The sequence below is a fragment of the Paenibacillus enshidis genome, assembly GCF_042136365.1.
Classification (GTDB): domain Bacteria; phylum Bacillota; class Bacilli; order Paenibacillales; family Paenibacillaceae; genus Paenibacillus; species Paenibacillus enshidis.
This window is the reverse complement of record NZ_JBHHMI010000006.1, coordinates 177,810-197,907: the sequence shown is the minus strand read 5'-3', so window position 1 is coordinate 197,907 and position 20,098 is coordinate 177,810. Positions and strand designations below refer to the sequence as shown.

The 20,098-nt window shown below is 51.9% G+C and carries 15 protein-coding genes; all 15 read left to right on the top strand.

The annotated features are described in order from the left end of the window. The first annotated feature begins 450 nt into the window (after nucleotides 1–450). The 15 genes from gltB (at nucleotide 451) to ACE41H_RS09635 (ending at nucleotide 20,084) form a co-directional block, all read left to right on the top strand. Complete coding sequence (gene gltB / locus ACE41H_RS09705; protein ID WP_375355019.1) at nucleotides 451–5,052, top strand: glutamate synthase large subunit; 4,602 nt, start codon at nucleotides 451–453, stop codon at nucleotides 5,050–5,052. A gap of 326 nt (nucleotides 5,053–5,378) precedes the next feature. Further along, the gene (locus ACE41H_RS09700; RefSeq protein ID WP_375355018.1) at nucleotides 5,379–7,025 is read left to right on the top strand and encodes a sensor histidine kinase; all 1,647 of its coding nucleotides are present in this window, start codon (nucleotides 5,379–5,381) and stop codon (nucleotides 7,023–7,025) included. Nucleotides 7,026–7,060: 35 nt separating this feature from the next. Next, nucleotides 7,061–7,699, top strand: a complete 639-nt coding sequence (locus tag ACE41H_RS09695) for a response regulator (protein ID WP_375355017.1) — start codon at nucleotides 7,061–7,063, stop codon at nucleotides 7,697–7,699. 259 nt (nucleotides 7,700–7,958) lie between these two features. Next, nucleotides 7,959–8,702 carry a YveK family protein gene (locus ACE41H_RS09690; protein ID WP_375355016.1) on the top strand — a complete coding sequence of 248 codons (744 nt, stop codon included), beginning with the start codon at nucleotides 7,959–7,961 and terminating at the stop codon, nucleotides 8,700–8,702. After that, the gene (locus ACE41H_RS09685; RefSeq protein ID WP_375355015.1) at nucleotides 8,686–9,324 is read left to right on the top strand and encodes a CpsD/CapB family tyrosine-protein kinase; all 639 of its coding nucleotides are present in this window, start codon (nucleotides 8,686–8,688) and stop codon (nucleotides 9,322–9,324) included. Before ACE41H_RS09690 ends, ACE41H_RS09685 begins: the two co-directional genes overlap by 17 nt. Nucleotides 9,325–9,355: 31 nt before the next feature. Beyond that, a complete protein-coding gene (gene galU / locus ACE41H_RS09680; RefSeq protein WP_375355014.1) occupies nucleotides 9,356–10,246 on the top strand; it encodes a UTP--glucose-1-phosphate uridylyltransferase GalU in 891 nt (296 codons plus the stop codon). Between the two features lie 17 nt (nucleotides 10,247–10,263). Further along, on the top strand, nucleotides 10,264–10,962 hold the full coding sequence (locus ACE41H_RS09675) for a sugar transferase (RefSeq protein WP_375355013.1): 699 nt from the start codon (nucleotides 10,264–10,266) through the stop codon (nucleotides 10,960–10,962). After that, nucleotides 10,962–11,900, top strand: coding sequence for a glycosyltransferase (locus tag ACE41H_RS09670; protein ID WP_375355012.1), 939 nt, complete (start codon nucleotides 10,962–10,964; stop codon nucleotides 11,898–11,900). The genes ACE41H_RS09675 and ACE41H_RS09670 overlap by 1 nt, the downstream gene beginning before the upstream one ends. 13 nt (nucleotides 11,901–11,913) lie before the next feature. After that, on the top strand, nucleotides 11,914–13,260 hold the full coding sequence (locus ACE41H_RS09665) for an O-antigen ligase family protein (protein ID WP_375355011.1): 1,347 nt from the start codon (nucleotides 11,914–11,916) through the stop codon (nucleotides 13,258–13,260). Beyond that, the gene (locus tag ACE41H_RS09660) at nucleotides 13,257–14,030 is read left to right on the top strand and encodes a WecB/TagA/CpsF family glycosyltransferase (RefSeq protein ID WP_375355010.1); all 774 of its coding nucleotides are present in this window, start codon (nucleotides 13,257–13,259) and stop codon (nucleotides 14,028–14,030) included. Before ACE41H_RS09665 ends, ACE41H_RS09660 begins: the two co-directional genes overlap by 4 nt. Nucleotides 14,031–14,069: 39 nt before the next feature. Further along, nucleotides 14,070–15,515: an O-antigen ligase family protein gene (locus ACE41H_RS09655; RefSeq protein ID WP_375355009.1), complete on the top strand. Its 1,446-nt coding sequence runs from the start codon at nucleotides 14,070–14,072 to the stop codon at nucleotides 15,513–15,515. A gap of 6 nt (nucleotides 15,516–15,521) precedes the next feature. Beyond that, a complete protein-coding gene (locus ACE41H_RS09650; RefSeq protein WP_375355008.1) occupies nucleotides 15,522–16,901 on the top strand; it encodes a lipopolysaccharide biosynthesis protein in 1,380 nt (459 codons plus the stop codon). 21 nt (nucleotides 16,902–16,922) lie between these two features. Further along, nucleotides 16,923–17,762: a glycosyltransferase family 2 protein gene (locus ACE41H_RS09645; protein ID WP_375355007.1), complete on the top strand. Its 840-nt coding sequence runs from the start codon at nucleotides 16,923–16,925 to the stop codon at nucleotides 17,760–17,762. Then, the gene (locus tag ACE41H_RS09640) at nucleotides 17,749–18,939 is read left to right on the top strand and encodes a glycosyltransferase family 4 protein (RefSeq protein ID WP_375355006.1); all 1,191 of its coding nucleotides are present in this window, start codon (nucleotides 17,749–17,751) and stop codon (nucleotides 18,937–18,939) included. Before ACE41H_RS09645 ends, ACE41H_RS09640 begins: the two co-directional genes overlap by 14 nt. Continuing rightward, nucleotides 18,933–20,084 carry a glycosyltransferase family 4 protein gene (locus ACE41H_RS09635; RefSeq protein WP_375355005.1) on the top strand — a complete coding sequence of 384 codons (1,152 nt, stop codon included), beginning with the start codon at nucleotides 18,933–18,935 and terminating at the stop codon, nucleotides 20,082–20,084. Before ACE41H_RS09640 ends, ACE41H_RS09635 begins: the two co-directional genes overlap by 7 nt. Nucleotides 20,085–20,098: the final 14 nt, after the last annotated feature.

Genomic DNA, 20,098 nt, shown 5'->3' with positions numbered 1-20,098 from the left:
GGGCTGCTCACTATTGATAAAATATGAAATACTTTTGGAATTCATGAGTCTGAAAAAGGGCATCGAAGTTTTTCATTTTTTCGTATATTTATACATATCTTTCTTCAGATGCCGCGACATTGCGGTGAAGCTTTGCTTCCAAAAATTTATTATCACAATCATAAAAACTTTGAATTGCTAACGCGTTAGGTCAGTGTTAAAATGATAGAACTAATCTATATCAAAATCGTGAAGTGCATATTTATTGAAATGGCAGTCTATTAAAGAAGTCTCTGCCGCTTTGCCCGCATTCAATCTGTCGGGCGCCGCGCCCTTGGTGTCCAAGTGGCGGCGTTTCGTCGTACCCCCATTTTCAGCTCCTGCTGAATAGTTAGTTTGTCGCCACCGTCTTCAGGTCCCATACCGGGCAATTCCCGGCTTTATGAGTTCATTACAGAAAGGTTGCGTTCCATGAGACAGACAGGACTACCTCCAAAACAAGGGCTTTATGATCCGCAATTTGAAAAAGATGCCTGCGGGATGGGCTTTGTCGCACATATCAAGGGCAAGGCTTCGCACGAGATTGTAGGCCAGGCGCTTACCATGCTTGAGAATATGGAGCACCGCGGCGGTCAGGGAAGTGAACCGAATTCCGGCGATGGGGCCGGCATCATGCTGCAGATCCCGCATGCATTCCTGGCGGAGGAAGCGGCGAAGCTCGGCTTTGCGCTTCCCGCAGCCGGACGTTATGGCGTCGGCATGCTGTTTATGTCTACAGATGCCTCCGTGCGCGCGGGTCACGAAGAAGTGCTGAAGAGCATTATCGCCGAGGAAGGCCAGCAGCTGCTGGGATTCCGTGAAGTGCCAACAGATGACAGCATGCTGGGCAAATCCGCCAAGGCCGCCAAGCCGCATGTGCGTCAGGTATTCATCGGCAGCAGCGCTGATCTTGAGGATGAGCTCGCCTTCGAGCGGAAGCTGTTTGTCATCCGCAAACGGGCTGAGCTTGCCATTCGCTACAGTGAGAATGAAGAGCATGGCGACACGTTCTATATTTCAAGTCTCTCCTGCCGGAAGGTCGTATACAAAGGCATGCTGACGACGGCCCAGGTCGGCCAGTTCTATATGGATCTGCGGGATAGCCGGCTTACCTCGGCCATCGCCCTGATCCACTCCCGTTTCAGCACCAATACGTTTCCAAGCTGGGAGCGCGCGCATCCGTACCGTTTCATGATCCATAACGGCGAGATCAATACGATGCGTGGCAACGTGAACTGGATGCATGCCCGTCAGGCCCAGTTCCGGAGCGAGCTGTTTGGTGCAGACACGGAGAAGATCAAGCCTGTCATCAACCCGGACGGCTCGGATACGGCCATGTTTGATAACACGCTGGAATTTTTGTACCTGAGCGGCCGTTCACTGCCTCATGTAGCCATGATGATGGTTCCTGAGCCATGGAACAACCACGAGGGCATGGACCCTGCGAAGAGAGCATTTTACGAATATCACAGCACATTAATGGAGCCCTGGGACGGACCGGCCGCGATGGCGTTTACGGACGGCTTTCAGATTGGCGCCATTCTGGACCGCAACGGGCTTCGTCCCGCACGTTATTATGTAACGAAGGACGACCTGATCGTGCTCTCCTCCGAAGCGGGCGTGCTCGATATCCCGCCGGAAAATGTGCTGTATAAGGACCGGCTTCGTCCAGGTAGGATGCTGCTAGTCGATACGAAGGAAGGCCGCATTGTTTCCGATGAGGAGGTCAAGGCGCAAATCGCTGCCGAGCAGCCTTATCAGGAGTGGCTTGACGAGCATCTCATCGATCTGAACGAGCTGCCTGACGCGCCGGAGCTGCCGGAGCCGAAGCATGATAACGTGAACCAGCTCCAGCTTTCCTTCGGCTACACGTTCGAAGAGCTGCGCAAGCTGCTGGAGCCTATGGCTGCCACAGGTGCGGAGCCGATCGGCTCCATGGGTTATGACGCTCCGCTGGCTGTACTGTCCGATAAGCCGCAGCGTCTCTATAACTATTTTAAACAGATGTTTGCGCAGGTAACCAATCCGCCGATTGATGCCATCCGTGAGGAGATCGTTACGTCAACAGGCACGACGATCGGACCGGAACGAAATCTGCTGCATCCGGAGCCGGAGAGCTGCCGCCAGATCCGTCTGGAGACCCCGGTTTTATCTAATGAAGATTTTGCTAAAATCCGCCATGTCCACCGGCCTGGCTTCAAATCGATGACCATTCCGATTTTCTTCCCGGCCAAGGAAGGAGCGGAAGGGCTGCGTAAAGCTCTGGAAGAGCTGTTCGTGTCGGCTGATCGTGTCATTGCCAAAGGACATAATATCCTGATTCTGTCCGACCGCGGCGTGGATGCGGAGAATGCAGCCATTCCGGCGCTGCTGGCAGTTGCCGGTTTGCATCATCATCTGATCAAGAACGGAACGCGCACGAAAGTCAGCATTTTGCTTGAATCCGGCGAACCGCGCGATATTCATCATTATGCGCTGCTGCTCGGATACGGGGTGAGCGCCGTCAATCCGTATCTGGCATTCGAGACGCTGGACGACATGATTCAGCAGGGAATGCTGCGCGGGCTATCACACGAGAAGGCTGTGAAAAACTACATTAAGGCGGCAACCAAGGGTGTCGTTAAAATTTTGTCCAAGATGGGGATATCCACCATTCAGTCGTACCGGGGTGCGCAAATTTTTGAGGCCGTCGGTCTGAAGCAGCAATTTGTGGATAAATACTTTACATGGACTCCGTCCCGTATTGGCGGTATCGGACTTGAAGAGGTTGCGGCGGAAGCGCTGGCTCACCATAACCGCGCCTTCACTGATAAGGACGGCAACGATAAAGTGCTGGATTCCGGCGGTGAGTATCAGTGGCGGAATGACGGGGAAGAGCATATGTTCAATCCCCAGACCATCCATCTGCTGCAGCAGGCGGTACGTACGGGCGATTACAAGTTGTACAAGAAATATGCGGCGCTCGTTCAGGGCGAAAATGAGCAGAAGCTTACGCTTCGCTCCCTGCTGAAGCTCAGACCAAACGGCAAACCCGTGCCGCTTGAGGAAGTGGAGTCTGCGGAGTCGATCATGCGCCGCTTCAAGACAGGGGCCATGTCCTTCGGTTCCATCAGCAAGGAGGCTCATGAAGACATGGCGATTGCCATGAACCGTATTGGCGGTAAAAGCAATACCGGCGAAGGCGGCGAGGATCCTGCCCGTTTCGTGCCGGATGCAAACGGCGATTCCCGGCGCAGCTCCATCAAGCAGGTGGCTTCCGGCCGTTTCGGGGTAACTTCGAATTATTTGGTGAATGCTGACGAAATTCAGATCAAGATGGCGCAGGGAGCCAAGCCGGGCGAAGGCGGACAGCTCCCGGGGCGCAAAGTATATCCATGGGTAGCGGAAGTGCGCGGATCTACGCCGGGCGTAGGCCTCATTTCCCCGCCGCCGCACCATGACATCTACTCTATCGAAGATCTGGCTGAACTGATCTATGACTTGAAAAATGCAAATCCGCGTGCGGACATCAACGTGAAGCTTGTTTCCGAAGTGGGCGTAGGCACCATCGCTGCCGGTGTCGCCAAAGGACGTGCGGATATCATTCTGATCAGCGGTTATGACGGCGGTACCGGCGCATCTCCGCAGGGCTCCATCCGTCATGCGGGCATGCCATGGGAGCTAGGTCTTGCCGAGGCGCATCAGACGCTGATTCTGAACAATCTGAGAGACCGCGTCGTGCTTGAGACGGACGGCAAAATGCTTTCAGGCCGCGATCTGGCCGTAGCTGCCCTGCTCGGTGCGGAAGAGTACGGCTTCTCTACAGCGCCGCTGGTTGCGCTCGGATGCATCATGATGCGTGTCTGCCAAATGGATACATGTCCTGTAGGCGTGGCAACCCAAAATCCGCAGCTGCGCAAAAACTACATGGGAGATCCGGCGCATGTCGTTAACTTTATGCGGTTTGTGGCGGAGGATGTACGTGAAATTATGGCTGAGCTCGGCTTCCGCACCATCCAGGAGATGGTTGGACGTACGGACTGCCTGGATGCAGCCGCTGCGAACGAGCATTGGAAGAAGAGCGGTGTGGACCTGAGCCTGCTCCTGCATACGGCTGAGCTTCCGCAAGGAAGCGGACGCTACCGCACGCAGCGTCAGAACCACGGTCTGGAGGAAACACTGGACCTTCAGCAGCTGCTTCCGCTTGCTGTTCCGGCTCTGGAGACCAAAACTCCAGTCGAAGCAATACTGCCGATCACCAATGTCAACCGTGCCGCTGGAACCATACTCGGCAGTGAAGTGACACGTAGATATGGTGCTGCCGGTCTGCCTGAGGACACGATCCGCTTCCATTTTGTCGGTTCGGCGGGGCAAAGCCTCGGGGCGTTCATCCCGAAAGGTATTACCCTTACGGTAGAGGGCGATTCGAACGACTATGTCGGCAAAGGTCTGTCCGGCGGTAAAATCATCGTCAAGAAATCGTCCAAGGCGACCTTTAAGGCGGACGAGAATATCATTATTGGAAATACGGCCTTCTACGGAGCAACAAGCGGTGAAGCGTATATCAGCGGTATAGCTGGTGAGCGTTTTGCGGTAAGAAATTCCGGAGCAAGAGTCGTTGTGGAAGGCGCAGGAGATCATGGCTGCGAATATATGACCGGCGGCAGGGTTGTAGTACTCGGCGGAACGGGGCGCAACTTTGCGGCAGGCATGTCGGGTGGTATTGCCTATGTATATGATCCTGAGGGCTCATTCCTTCATCGCTGCAATCTTGAGATGGTGTTGCTTGAGCGTGTGGAAGATGCGGCTGAGGCTGCAGACCTACGCGGTATGATCGAGCGTCATGTCGCTTATACAGACTCTGAGGCGGGACAGCGTATTCTGAAGGATTGGGAGGCTTCGCTTCAGCATTTTGTCCGTGTCATCCCTAAAGATTACAAACGGATGCTGGAGCAGATCGAGAAGGTGGAAGCTTCCGGGTTGACCGGCGATGAGGCTCTGCTTGCTGCGTTTGAAGCCAACATGCGTGAGCTTGCACGGACAGGCACGAACTGACCTGATTCGACAGCGCGATTTCCTTGGAATGGAAAAATAATTACAAAATAATAACCTGCTGCAGGACGAGTTTTATGTCTCCTGACAGCAGGTTTATTTTTTTGGAGTAATGAAAAAAATCTTATTGACAACTGCAACAAATTGCGACATTACCCCGTTTAAAGTTTACTGAAACATGAAAGTTGACATAAAATATACCAAAATATTTTCGATGTAAACGTTTACTAGAATCAAGACGACTTGTTATTTCTTTTTTTATTCGTTATCATTTTTGTAACACATCGGATGTTTCATCTTCCCTACTAATCAAAGAACAGGGTGAAAGGATGAAAGCGAGGACCACAGCGGAAGGCAGGATGATCTTTTTATACCGGTATGCATCCTGGGCCTTCACATCACTTGCTTATGCGTTAAATGACTCGGGCACGCCCAGTCACAAGCTGGCATTGATTTTTTTCTTGTTCTTTTTTGTAACGGTGTTTACGTACATTTACCGTAGATATCGCAAGCATGGGGCGGTGCTGAAAATATTCATTGCCGTAGAAGCCTTGGGGATTGTAGTTTTGCAGTTCCTTACTGGTGGGACGGAAAGCCCGTACAAATGGTACGTCATGAATCCGATCCTTGCAGCCGGTGTATATTTGGACGCCCTGTATTGCTGGTCATTGCTTGTATCTTATATCGGCGTCCAGCTAACGCTTTGTTATGTCTTCTTCAATGTGAACCGGTTCAGCTTTCTCGAAGTGCTGCTGCAGAATACGAATATGATTCTGGTACTTGCTTTGACCACTATGGCCATGCAGGTGATCGGCACCATGAAGAGGGAGCTTATGAAGGCGAACGAGCGCACGAATGAAACGATGGACCACATCAAATCGCTGTATCACATCATGGAGACGGCAAGTCATAATAAAGCCGTGAACATGGGGCAGGTGATCTCGGACTATGCGGTGAAGCTCACCAAGCAGAGCAAGGCGTTCTTCTGGTTGGATAACAGGGAAATCGAAGACGCCCCGGAGAGCAGCCAGACGGGCTGGACAGCAGAGGAAGAACGGCAGCTGTTCCAAAAGCTGGCTGTTCATCGTGAGCAATTCCGGTTTGAGCGGGACCCCTTTTTCAGAAGCTTTCCGGAATGGGGCGATTTTTTGATGATAACCGTGCCGATGACGACACGGTTCGTAGCGGCGATCGGTGTGAAGCTCGACCCCGAGCAAGGGATGGAGAGAAGGCGCTGGCTCGTGCAGCAGCTCATATTTCTTGCGGAGTTGAGTGCGATTTTCCTCGAACGTTATGAGCTTGAACGGGTCGAAAACCAGCTGCTGGTGACGAATGAGCAGAACCGGATTGCCAATGAAATGCATGATAATGTGTCACAGAGCCTGTTCGGAATTGTTTATGCTTCCCACTCGCTGCGGCAAACGTGGCATCACCTGGGCAAAGCCCAGGTGGATGAGCAGATTGAACTGATTCAGGAGTCGGCGAATCAGGCGGTGCGGGAACTAAAGCTTGCCATTCATAGCCTTAGCTCCAAGAAGAGTGGCGGACCGACCTGGATGGCAACGGTAAAAAGCCATTTACATATGTTATCCAGGCTTAATAACGTGCAGATTGAGCTGCATAACACGGGAGACCAATATACACTGCCTTATCCATATCAGAAAGCACTGTTTCGCATGATATCGGAATCTGTCGGCAATGCGATCCGCCACGGCCAGGCCAAACAGATTCAGGTTTATCTTGCACTGACCCTGCAGCAGATTGAGCTGACCATCATGGACGACGGCACCGGCTTCAGGACTGAAAAGCTTGCCGCAGGAGGGGAGGAGATTGGAGCGGAGGGTGGACTTGGCATGAAAAACATGGAATATCTTGCACACTCTTTGGGAGGTGAGTTTAGTGTCTCCAGCGCAGTCGGGAAAGGAACCGAGATTGTAATCAGGATTCCCGTCCAGGCAGCCGAACGAATGCAGTGAACTGAATCATTCCACTAGGAACAGGAGGTCGTGTGGTGAAAATTGTCATTGTAGATGATCATCCTTTAGTAAGAAAAGGACTTGCTGCGGTAATATCGATGCAGCAGAATGTACAATTTGCAGGAGAGGCCAAAAATCAGCGGGAAGCGATGCTGGTCCTCGAAGAAACACAACCGGACTTGGTTCTGTTGGATCTGAAGCTGGCGGATGAATCCGGCCTGGATATCATCAAAGCTGCACGCCGTATGGGCTTCAATAGCAAGTTTATTTTGCTGACTTCCTCTGCAAGCCGTGAAGATTTTCTGAAAGCGGAGGAAGCAGGCGTAGACGGATATGTGCTGAAAGAGGCGCTTCCGGAAGAACTGCTGTATGCCATTCAGCTTGTGGGCAAGGGACGCAAATATTATGATCCGACCATCCTGGAGAACAAGCTGCGCGAGGAAGCCGGGTCGCTTACCGATGAATTGACACCCAAAGAAAGAGAAGTTCTCATTGAGCTGGGACAGGGTGCTTGCAACCGTGAGATTGCTGCCAAGTTATTTATCAGTGAATTTACGGTGAAGAAGCATGTCAGCCAGATTCTGGCCAAACTGCGCTTGGCGGATCGGACACAGGCTGCGCTGTATGCCAATGCCATTGGTCTTGTGAAATATGAACCGATAACCACTATTTGATAATTATTCGCGGAATGTTATTAATAATTCAATAAAATTTTGAATGAAAGTAAAAACACGGAAGAAATTCCGTGTTTTTTTTATTTTCTAAAGAAGATGGTCTAAAAGTATACCAAACCATAAACAAAAGTGGCAAACAAATCACCACCTTCGTTCCGATCAAAGTGCCGTAATGGTCCATGTGCGTTACAGGTGCCGTTGATAAAATGAAAATATAATTTTTAATAAGAAGCAAAAAAAGGCGGAAGGGAGGATTTCTGTGGAGAAGACGATATTGGACTATCTAGTATTAATCAGGAAAAGGCTGTGGCTTATCGCGGCATTCGTGTTGATTGCATGTGCCACGACTTTTTATGTCAGTGAAAATTTTGTGAAACCGATGTACTCTGCTTCCAGTCAAATGCTTATTAATAATTTTACCGGAGCAGAAGGCAGCAACGTTCTGAATGAAGTCAACACAAGCCTTAATCTGGTGGAGAGCTATAAGCAAATTATCACATCTCCTGCGATTATGGGAAAAGTCGTGGCGGATCATCCGGAATTCGGTTTGAATGCAGCGCAACTGGCTGAAAAGCTGAAGATCCAGTCCTCTGACAAAAGCCAGGTCATCGGGCTGACCATCGAAGGGGAAAATTATCAGACGGTTGCCGCTATGGTAAATTCCATATCCCAGACGTTCGTCCGTTCCGTTCCTGAATTGATGAATATGAATAACGTGAAAATTTTGAATCTGGCGGACACAGTCAATCAGCCGGAGCCGATTAACGGCAGTCCGGTCATGAATATTGCGATCAGTTTCCTGGTGTCCTTGATGGTCGCTTTGGGAACGATTATTTTCCTGGAGAGCATTAACGGCACATTGCGCAGTGAGAAAGAAGCTGAGGTCGATCTGGGTCTCCCGGTGATCGGAAGCATTCCGCTGATACGGAAGAAAGACCTGGGCGGCACCGTAGGAAATTCAAAAGAACGAGTGGGGGAACGAAGCTATGCTGCAGTTGAATGACACGTTAATTGCCGAGAGCAACCCGGCTTCCTATATCTCGGAGTCTTTCCGTTCCCTTCGTACCTATATCCACCAGCAGGTCCTGCGTCATACAGACCAAGGGACCGTTCTGTTGTTTACCTCACCGGATAAAGGGGAGGGGAAAACGACCTTGCTGGCCAATCTGGGAGTTTCCTTTGCCCAGGAAGGGCGCAAGGTGGTGCTGATCGATGGTAATCTGCGTCAATCCTCGCTTCATGAAGCATTCGGGATGGAGAATACCAACGGTCTATCGGCCTATTTGCGTGGAGGAGCGACCTCCAAAGAAATTTTGCGCAAAGGCGGACAGGAACTGTATGTCGTACCAGGCGGCGAGAACCTGTACAATGCTCCTGACTTGCTAGGCAGTGAGCGGATGACGGCGCTGCTGGATGAACTGAAGAGCGAGTACGATCTCATCCTGCTCGACAGCCCTTCGGCTTTGGACTATACGGATGCCCGTCTGCTTGCCGCACGGACGGACGGTGTCATTTTGGTAGCAAAGCATGCCAGAACCAAACGGGAACACCTGCGCAAGACAAAACAGCAAATGGAACAGGCTGGAGCTACACTACTGGGTATCGTCATGAACCAGGTGAAATGAACTATACAAAAACGTTAGGAGGACGAGTGCGATGAAAAAAGTGAAAAAGGCGATCATACCAGCTGCAGGTCTCGGAACGCGCTTTCTGCCTGCGACCAAGGCCATGCCTAAAGAGATGCTTCCGATCATCAACAAGCCGACCATTCAATACATCGTGGAAGAAGCAATTGAATCCGGAATTGAAGATATCATCATCGTAACAGGAAAGGGCAAACGTGCCATCGAGGATCACTTCGACAACGCATTCGAACTGGAATCCAGACTGCTGGAGGATGGCAAGCTTGAAATTTTGCAGGAAGTGCAGCGTTCCTCCAAAGTGGATATCCACTATATCCGTCAAAAGGAACCGAAGGGTCTCGGACATGCCGTGTGGTGTGCAAGACGCTTTATCGGGGATGAGCCGTTTGGCGTGTTGCTGGGAGATGACATTGTCACAGGGCAGACTCCATGCCTGCGCCAGCTGATTGAACAATATGAAGATACGCAAAACTCGATCATCGGCGTACAACGTGTGCCGGATGAAGTGACACATCGTTACGGGATCATCGAGCCGGACCTTCAGGACGGCCGACTGTATCGGGTGAACAATTTTGTGGAGAAGCCGCCAAAAGGAACAGCGCCGTCAAATCTGGCCATTATGGGACGATATGTATTTTCACCAAAAATCTTTAAATATCTGGATTTGCAAGAAAAAGGAGCAGGTGGTGAAATTCAGCTGACCGATGCCATTCAAAGGCTGAATCAAAGCGAGCGCGTGTATGCTTATGACTTTGAAGGTGTCCGTTATGATGTGGGCGAACGCCTGGGCTTTGTGCTGACTACACTTGAATATGCACTGAAAAACGGCGACCTGCGCGAGCCGGTGCTGGAAGCGATGTCGGAGTGGCTGGCTAAAGCTGAACATCCAACAACAGTCGGTTGAGAGGAGGGCTTTAAAGCATGAGCATGGAAAATCTGCCGGACGACTATGAGGCTGTCATGCCGGGTACGACGTTTTACATGCCATATGGAACGAAACAAATGCAGGACAAGACGTCCTATCTGGTTGCCAAGCGTTTGCTGGATATGGTTCTGAGTGCGATCGGACTGATCGTATTGCTGCCGCTGTTTGTGGTGGTAGCGATTCTGATCAAGCTGGAGGACCCCAAAGGCACGGTGTTCTTCAAGCAAATCAGGGTTGGAAAAAATGAAAAGCCGTTTTATATGTACAAATTTCGCTCCATGATTTCCAATGCGGAGGAATTGAAGAAGGATCTGATGGCATTAAACGAGGTCAGCGGAGCGATGTTCAAGATGAAAAACGATCCCCGCATCACCAAAATGGGCAAATTTCTGCGCAAAACGAGCATTGATGAAATTCCCCAGCTCTGGAACGTGCTGATCGGCGACATGAGTCTGGTCGGTCCGCGTCCTCCGCTGCCAAGCGAAGTGGAGCAGTACTCGGATTACGATAAACAGAGGCTGCTGGTCACTCCCGGCTGCACAGGATACTGGCAGGTAAGCGGCCGTAACAGCGTCGGCTTTGCGGAAATGGTGCAGATGGATTTGAAGTATATTCAGGCCCGCAGCATCTGGCTTGATCTTAAAATTATCGTGAAAACGGCCTTCATGATGCTTTTCTCAAGGGATGCATACTGATGGAGAAGCCCAACTTTCCCCGGCCAGAGCTGTCGGTCATTATTTGCACCTATAACCGTGCCGATCTGCTGGACAAAACGCTCGTTTCTCTGTTGAGTCTGCATGAGCTGGACCGGGCTGAAATTATCGTGATTGACAACCGTTCTTCGGATCATACGGCAGAGGTGGTTCAGCGCTTTATTGCTGCACACGGAGAATTCGTTAATGCGGTCTATTATTATGAAGCCGAGCAGGGGCTTTCGGCGGCACGCAATGCGGGAATCGGGCTGGCGGCTGCCGATATTATCGCCTTTCTGGACGATGATGCCATTCCGGCGGTTTCCTGGATTCGCACGATGATTTCCGCCTTCGAACGGAATCCGGACATGAGCGCTATGGGCGGGCCCATTGCTCCGATCTTTGAATCCGAACGTCCCGCATGGCTGACAGGTCCGCTTGAGCTGCCATACACGATTGTCAATCTTGGCACAGAGGAGAGAGAATATCCGCGCAGCCTGAATCCGTTTGGCGCCAATATGGCCATGCGCAGGCAGGCCCTGGAAGGCAATCTGTTCCCGCTTCATCTGGGAAGAAAGGGAAATCTTCTTCTGTCAGGAGAGGAGTCCTGGGTGTTCGAGCAAATCCGCGCAAAAGGCGGTCTGGTCAAGTACCATCCGGATATGGCGGTTGACCACTTCGTACCTGCCGCCCGCTTGAGCAAGGAATGGATCATGAACCGCTATTACTGCCAGGGAATGTCCAACGCGGTCCAATGCACCAGCCTGAAAGAAAAAGCCAAGCTGCTGGGCAAGGTGGCAGCCAAGCTGCTGTACATTGCGGTCAGCTCCCTGAATGCACGCTCTGTGGGCAGCAAAATGCTGATCCGCTGCAGGCTGGAAAGCATCCGTGGAACCATGGACACGATACGCAACCATAAAAGTCAATCTGCTGCAGGGTGAGAGGTGTTGGAAGATGAGTAATGATCCATGGTTGGCAAGAATAAACACCCTGCAGTACGGTTTTATTTTTCTTGCCGCCGCACTGCTTGTAGGGATTGCGGCTACATATCAGCCGGTCATCAGTCTTGCCGCGGTATGTCTGCTGCTTCTTCTGGTGGTTTCTCTCCGGCATCCGGAACGGATCAGCTATGTGGTGCTGCTGAGCACAGCGGTGTCCGTTGATGTTTTGTATTCCGGAAGCGTATTTGGCGTAGAGATTCTATCCCTTTACAAGCTGGGAATTCTGGCGCTGCTTGTGCCGTGTATGCTGGTGTATGGCATTCGGCTCAAATTCAGCTATCCGATCTTTGCCTTAATCGCCATGCTGGGCATCACCTTCACCTCTTCGGTATGGCTGCCAACCTTGACAGCTTCTATTGCGCTTAAAGCGTTTATTGGACTGTCGCTTCCTTTCTTCTTTCTGCTGATCAAATGGAAGAAGGAAGTGGCGCAGAAGCATATTACGATGATCAGTCTGCTGCCAATCATCAGTGTAGGCGTAGGCCTTCTCCTGTCAGTGGCAGGCCTTCATTCGTTTACGGATGTCGAATTTACCGGAGCTGTGAGGGTGCAGGGAGCCAATATACCACCACATCTGGCGATGCTTGCTTTTCTCGGTATCGCGGTTGCGCTGATTGAGCTCAAGCGCAGGCCACAGCAGACGGTGTTTTTTTATTCAGTGCTTGCCTTGAACTTTCTGATTCTGATTTCAACCGGCACAAGGGGACCGATCCTCGCGCTGGTTCTAATGCTGCTAGTATATCTGTGTGACATCTCACAGCAATATCTCGGAGGGAAAATCAACTATCTTATTCCTCTGGCCGGATCGTTCATTCTTGTCCTCGGTGCTTTGGCCCTGCAGTGGGATAACTTGCAGAAGCGTTCCTTCGAACGGCAGACATCCGAAGGCATTGATCTGTCGGGGAGAACGGAGGCTTGGGAATATTTCCTGAACAGGGTGCAGGATTACCCATGGTCGGGGAGAGGACTGGGCGCCGTAACCGTAGCGAACGATGGAACGCTGTTCCGCGGTTTTGTCGTTCCGCATAACGAATATATCCGCTTTTATTTTGATACAGGGTATATCGGCTGCGGTCTGCTGATGCTCTCGCTGCTGATCGTGTTTGTTCTCATTTACAGGTCTCTTCCCAGGCTGATCAAGCCGTACTACGCAGGCTTAATTGCCGGGTTTCTGATCTATTCTTTTTCCGATAACACCTTGTCGACAGTTCAAATGATCATCCCGTTCTGCTGGTATCTGAACTGTCTTTACCAGACATCCAATCAATACGATTTCCGCAAAAGAGAAGTGATACGATGAGCAGAGTGAACATGTTTGATGTCAATTTTGATAATTACGATTTTAATGATCTACTCGAATTTATTGATAGAGCCATTCGGACACAGCATCATTCCTACATTCTCACCTGCAATGTGGACCATGTGATCAAGCTCCGCAAAGATGATGAATTCCGGCGGGTTTACTCGGATGCGGGGGCAGTCGTTGCCGACGGCATGCCGATTATATGGGCATCGAAGCTTCTGCGAAAACCGTTGAAGGAGAAGGTATCCGGCTCGGACTTGTTCCATAAGCTCGGCGAGGCTTTTGAGGAAAGGAGTTACAGGCTGTTTTTTCTCGGGTCGGCAAGTGGGGTGCCTGAGAGGGCGATGCACAATCTGCAGGAATCCTTCCCGCGAATGAACATTGTCGGCTGTTATTCCCCATCCTACGGCTTTGAGAAGAACGAGGAAGAAAACAAACGGATCGTGGAGATGCTCATTGAATCCCGGCCGGATATCGTATTTGTCGGTGTGGGAGCGCCGAAGCAGGAAAAATGGATTTATCAGCATTATGAAACGTACCGCGCACCGGTATCCATCGGGGTAGGTGCGACCTTCGATTTCCTGTCAGGCTCCGTGAAGCGGGCCCCGGATTTTATGCAAAAGTCAGGCTTCGAATGGTTCTGGAGATTGTCGCAGGAGCCGCGCCGCTTGTGGAAAAGATACCTGATTGAGGATTCGCAGTTTGTGCTCCTGCTTGCCAAAGAAATGCTCAAACGCAATCGTTTGAAGGGAGGGAACGCGGAATGACTTTTTCCGCAGAAGCCTGGGTCGAAAGGGAGGCCTGAAATGAGAAATGAAGGCCGTTTGTTCAATCAATCGCCCGCGATGTGGAACAGCCGCAGCCTCCCTATAGTGGCTATGGGAGCGGCAGCCTGTTTGCTTCCATTCATCATCGGTTTTATCAGCGCCAAAATAAGTCCGGCCATGAGCCAGCAGGGAGCCATCGTACTTGCCCTGGTATTTCCGGCATTCGTACTTGCGGTTATCCAGTCGAGGCTGCTGATTCCTTACACGCTTGTGGTATGGGCTGTCGGTCCGGAAATTCGGCGCATTTCAGACTGGATGGAAGGAACCTATCAATCCGTATCGCTGTTAAGCATCGCACCGCTGCTTGCAAGCACCATGATCCTGATTCCGGTGCTGCGCGGCATCCATCAGGTGCAGCAGCCCTTGGCAAGAATAGCGCTCTATTTCGCGGTGGCACTGGGTTACGGGAGCCTGATCGGGGTTGCCAAAAACGGTATGGGCTTTGCTTATGATCTGGCGAACTATATTATTCCGCTGATGATTTTGCCCTATTTTGCGGTACGGCCGTTTGATATAAAAGACATTGACCGTCTTTTGTCCGCATACGCCAATATCGCAGTCGCTGTGTCCGCATACGGAATTATCCAGTATATGACCGTGCCGCCATGGGACGCCTTCTGGATGAATCATGTGGAGATGAATTCGATCGGCCAGCCTTATCCGCTGGAGATCCGGGTTTTCTCTACCCTGAACTCTCCCGGTCCCTGCGCCTTTTTCCTGGCAGGAGCGCTGATGCCGATGCTGATGGAAAAGCGCTGGCGTGGTGCCCTGGGCTGGCTCGGCGTCGTGCTGACGCTGGTATGTCTTATGACTACCCTTGTCCGCTCGGCGTGGCTGCTGGTGTTTATTATGCTGCTTGCCTATATTTTGACTTCCTCCTCCAAAGGGAAGTGGAGGACGATCTTGCAGCTGGTTGTGCTGGGGGCGCTGCTGGTGTACATCGTTCCCAAGCTTCCAGGGGCCGAAGGATTGGTCGCACGGATGGAAACGCTGACGGCCATCGAGGAAGACCGTTCCTACAATGATCGGCTGGATCTGCTGCATACGATGCTTCCGGCCGTGACGGGCAACCCGGTCGGCCAGGGGCTTGGCAGTGTAGGAACCGGAACGAAGCTGGATAACGGCGGCGATCTCGGTGAACTCGGCATTATGGATAACGGATTTATCGCACTATTTCTAACTTTTGGTGTTCCAGGCGCCATCTTCTTCTTTGCAGCTCTGTTCCTGATCGCGAAGAAGCTGGTTTCCCGGATCGCTGCACGGAATTCGTTTCAGCCTTACGCACGGCTGGGATTTGCGGCATGGGCAGGAGCATTTGCCAATCTGATTTCCGATAACGGCTTTCCTGGCTTAAGAGGCTACGTGGTCTGGACGCTGATCGGAGTTGGATTGTGGGCCAAAGATGCTATGGCGGAAAGAAGGTGAGCTCGGGTGCAAAATTTACAAGCGCTGTCCAATCCAATCCGGACAGTTATCGGAACAATCATGCGTTTCTCCAGAAGCAAAGACAACAGCTCGGCCGTCGTGAAGACCATGATCGTCAGCATGCTGATCCTGGTTGTGAATATGCTGACAGGCATCCTGACAGCACGTTACCTGGGGCCGACCGGGCGCGGCGAGCAGACGGCCATGGTCAACTGGTCGCAATTTCTTGCCTTCTGCATGACCTTTGGCGTTCCTTCAGCGTTGATTTACAACGCCAAGAAAGCTCCGAAGGATGCCGGGACACTGTATGGCATTGCCCTGCTGCTTGCCGTCATTTTCGGATGTTTGGCGTCAACCGTCGGGGTTGTGTTGATTCCGTTCTGGCTCGACGCCTTTAGTCCGAGTGTGGTCCTGTTTGCGCAAATGTCGATGGTGATGTGCCCTTTGATCGCCATCTCGCAAATCAACAATGCCATGATGCAGGTGCGCGGCGAGTACAAGCAATACAATATTTTTCGTTATATAGTGCCACTGAGCACGCTTGCTCTATTGGGGCTTCTCATTATAACAGGTTACATAAACCCTTATACCTCTGCACTGGCTTACCTGCTTCCGTCGTTGCCGGTGTACGTGACCGTCACGGTGCGGCTCGTTCGTGAGTACAGGCCGAAAATCAAAAACGGCTGGTTGCATTTCAAGCGGCTGTTTACTTACGGAATGGGTTCTTACGGCAATGATCTGATGGGGCAGGTTTCCACCTATATCGACCAGATTCTGATCGCCGCATTATTGGCGCCTGCTGAACTGGGTTTGTATGCGGTGGCGGTCAGTCTGGCACGAATGGTCAACGTGTTCTCGACATCGATCATCGTCGTTCTTTTCCCGAAAGCGTCAAGCCTGGAAAAAGAGGATGCGATTGCCATCACGTTCAGAGCCTTTCGCATTACTTCGACCGCGGCCATTCTGGCGGCGATCATACTGATGCTGCTTGCTCCCTTTGTATTTACACTGCTGTACGGACCCGAATTTAAAGAGGCGCTTACCGTCTTCAGATTACTGGTACTTGAGGTTTCCATCGGAGGGGGGACCATGGTGCTGGCACAGGCATTCATGGCGCTCGGCAAACCCAAGCTTGTGACCATACTTCAAGGACTCGGCCTGGCTCTGGTTGTCCCGCTGCTGATTATTCTTGTACCCGCATACGGTCTCACGGGGGCGGGCATTGCCATGCTGTCATCGGTAATTCTCAGATTTATCTGCATTCTGCTGAATGTCAGATTCGTACTTAAAACCAAAATACCGAGATTGTTAATCTCCAGACAGGATATTCAATGGCTCCGTACAACAATGTCAAACTACATTCGGAGAAAACCGGCGAACGGTTAAAGAAAAAGGAGGCACCCCCTAATGAACCATATGTCGAGCGTTCCGGCGGATAACAGAATATCTGTTGTTATCATTGCCCAGGATGACGCAGTCAGAATTGCGAATGCCATACAATCCTGTAAAGTCTTTGCGGATGAAATCGTCGTCATAGACGGCGGCAGCAAGGACAATACAGTCCAGGTATCCGAATCCTTGGGCTGCAAGGTTTTCACGAATCCATGGCCGGGTTATGCCAAGCAGCGGACGTTCGGCGTAGAGCGCGCAAGCTATGACTGGATTTTTCTGATTGATACGGATGAGGTCGTCAATGAAGAACTGGCGGCCGATATTCTGAAGTATAAGGAGACGCTGTATGATCCCGCCAAAGCTTACTCTGTGTTCCGGATCGGCGACTTCCTCGGCAAATGGATGAATAGGGGGGAATATCTGGTTCGGTTGTATAACCGCCGTATCTACGGAATTACAAACAGCCTGGTTCACGAGATGCCTGATGTATCGGAAGGACATACAATCAAGCTTAATGGCGTGCTTTGGCATTACGGCTTCCGCAGCATCAGCGACCATGTGACGAGATTTAACAAATACACGGATCTGGAGGCTCAGACCGTCTATGACAAGGGCAAACCCTTCCGGATTATGAACCTGCTGTTCAGGCCGCCTGCCCGCTTTGTGCAGAAATATTTCCTGCATGGTCTGTACCGCAAGGGGCTTGCGGGATTTGCCGTCGCTTTTTTCTGGGTCATGTATGAATTTCTCGTCTGCTTCAAGCATTATGAACTGACCCGGCGGAAAAAGCAGGTTACCGTTACGGAAGAAGGGACTGCCGAGAAAAAGGGGGAAACCAGTTATGTCGTCCAGTAGCGGCGGATTCCGCATCGCGGCGACCGGGCTAAGCTGGCCCTCGCTGCAGCCTGGCGGGCTGAACACGTATTTCAAATCCATTTGTGAGGAGCTGTCCAGGCGAAATGAGCTTGATGCTTTGATTTGTAATGAAAATAAACCCGAGGCTCCCGATCGAATCAAGATTCACAATATCGGCAGCAACAACCTCTCGCTATGGAAGCGCAGGGACCTGATGCAGCGGTATGCTGCAGACCTCTTCAATCGTCAGCCGGTAGATGTGCTGTATTCCCATTTCGCCCCTTATGGCGTAGGGCCGGCTCTGGAAGCAAGAAAGCGCGGAATTCCGGTTGTCATGACCTTTCACGGGCCATGGACGGAGGAAATGAAAATTGAAGGCCAGGGGCTTAAACATTTGCTCAAGACGACGATGGCCAAATCGATTGAAATGAAGGCTTACGGTCTGGCTGACAAGTTCATCGTCCTTAGCGAGACGTTCCGGGACATTTTGCATCAGCAGTACAAAGTCCCGCTGCAGAAAATTCATATTATACCCGGCGCGGCCGATGTGGAAAGGTTCCATCCTCCCGCAGACCGCAGCGAGGTTCGTGCCCGCCTGCAGCTGCCGCAGGAAGCGACAATCATACTGACCGTGCGCAGATTGGTCAACCGGATGGGGCTGGTTCAGCTGCTGGAAGCGTGGAGGCACGTTGCCCAGCGTTATCCGGACCATATTCTGCTGATCGGAGGCAAAGGGCCGCTCCGTGAAGAGCTTGAGGCCAAGATCAGGGAGTACGGGCTTGACGGGCAGGTGAAGCTGCTGGGTTATGTCTCTGACGAGGAGCTTCCTTTATACCACCAGGCCTCGGATATGTTCATTGTACCAACACAGGCCTTGGAAGGCTTTGGGCTGATCACGGTCGAGGCTATGGCATCAGGACTGCCTGTAATGGCGACACCGGTTGGAGGCAGCAAGGAGATTCTGAGCAAATTCCGTCCTGAGCTCCTGTTCGGCGGGACGGACAGCGAAGCGATTAAAAACGGGTTGCTACGCATCCTGGCGGACCGGAATTTACTGCCAGGACGTGAAGAATGCCGGGCACATGTGCTGGAAAAGTACACCTGGGAACGGGTGGCGGAGCAGGTGGAGGATATTTTCGACCAAGTCGTGAACAGAAAGGCGGCGGCAGGATGCTGAAGGTGGCATATATCGATCATACCGCCAGATGGAGCGGCGGTGAGGTAGCGTTATACAACATATTGACCCATATCGGGGAACACATTGATCCGCTGGTCATTCTGGCGGAGGAGGGGGATTTGGCCGACCGGCTGCGCCAGAAGAGCATCGATGTCCGCATTGTCCCGATGGATGAAACGGTCCGCAACCGGAACCGGAATGCCGTTAACCTGGGGGCTCCTGCGGCAGCATTCAAGATGCTGTCTTATGGTAAAAGGCTGGCACCTCTGCTAAAGCAGGAAAATGTGCAGTGCGTGCACACCAATTCGTTGAAGTCGGCCATCTACGGAGCCGTTGCCGCCAAAGCGGCGAGAATCCCCCTGGTCTGGCATATCCGTGATCATATCGGCCCGCCGTATCTCAAGCCGATGGTCGCAAAGGTGATCCGGCTGATGTCCCGCTTTTTGCCAAACGGTGTGATCGCCAACTCCAAGTCAACGCTGCGGGCACTGGAGCTGCCTGCGCATAAAAAAACGCTCGTTGTATACTCCGCGTTCGCGAAGACGATAGGGTCCGTTGACGAAACGGAACCGGCAGGCAAAGACAGCAGCGAGTTCAACGTGGTCCTTGTGGGCCGGCTCGCCCACTGGAAGGGGCAGCATATTCTGCTGGAGGCGGCGCGGTCCTTTAAGGAGGAAACGCGGGTCAAGTTCTGGCTGGCCGGGGATGCGCTGTTCGGCGAACAGGATTACAAACGGCAGCTTGAAGACATGATTGCCCGTTACGAACTGAAAAACGTCAATCTGCTCGGACATGTCGATGATATTCAAGGCCTGATGAGACGCTGTGACCTGCTGATTCATACCTCCGTTACACCGGAGCCGTTCGGCCAGGTCATTGTGGAAGGCATGGCCGCCGGCCTGCCGGTGATTGCCTCCAATGAAGGAGGTCCGACAGAGACGGTAGTACATGACGAGACAGGGCTGCTGATTCAGCCGGGAGATCCTGTGAAGCTGGCCGGCGCGGTCCGGTGGATGCTGGAGCATCCGGCAGAGCGGAAGCTGATGGGGCAGAAAGGAATGGCCCGGGTAAAGGAGCATTTCGTTATCGAAAATACCGTCAAAGATATCGTTCGTTACTACAAAGGTTTGCTTGCAGGGGTGTAAACGATCTTGCGTTT

Coding starts and splice junctions, on each gene's coding strand:
- gltB (WP_375355019.1), top strand. CDS start 451: ATGAGACAGACAGGACTACCTCCAAAACAAGGGCTTTATGATCCGCAA.
- ACE41H_RS09700 (WP_375355018.1), top strand. CDS start 5,379: ATGAAAGCGAGGACCACAGCGGAAGGCAGGATGATCTTTTTATACCGG.
- ACE41H_RS09685 (WP_375355015.1), top strand. CDS start 8,686: ATGCTGCAGTTGAATGACACGTTAATTGCCGAGAGCAACCCGGCTTCC.
- galU (WP_375355014.1), top strand. CDS start 9,356: ATGAAAAAAGTGAAAAAGGCGATCATACCAGCTGCAGGTCTCGGAACG.
- ACE41H_RS09675 (WP_375355013.1), top strand. CDS start 10,264: ATGAGCATGGAAAATCTGCCGGACGACTATGAGGCTGTCATGCCGGGT.
- ACE41H_RS09670 (WP_375355012.1), top strand. CDS start 10,962: ATGGAGAAGCCCAACTTTCCCCGGCCAGAGCTGTCGGTCATTATTTGC.
- ACE41H_RS09665 (WP_375355011.1), top strand. CDS start 11,914: ATGAGTAATGATCCATGGTTGGCAAGAATAAACACCCTGCAGTACGGT.
- ACE41H_RS09660 (WP_375355010.1), top strand. CDS start 13,257: ATGAGCAGAGTGAACATGTTTGATGTCAATTTTGATAATTACGATTTT.
- ACE41H_RS09655 (WP_375355009.1), top strand. CDS start 14,070: ATGAGAAATGAAGGCCGTTTGTTCAATCAATCGCCCGCGATGTGGAAC.
- ACE41H_RS09645 (WP_375355007.1), top strand. CDS start 16,923: ATGAACCATATGTCGAGCGTTCCGGCGGATAACAGAATATCTGTTGTT.
- ACE41H_RS09640 (WP_375355006.1), top strand. CDS start 17,749: ATGTCGTCCAGTAGCGGCGGATTCCGCATCGCGGCGACCGGGCTAAGC.
- ACE41H_RS09635 (WP_375355005.1), top strand. CDS start 18,933: ATGCTGAAGGTGGCATATATCGATCATACCGCCAGATGGAGCGGCGGT.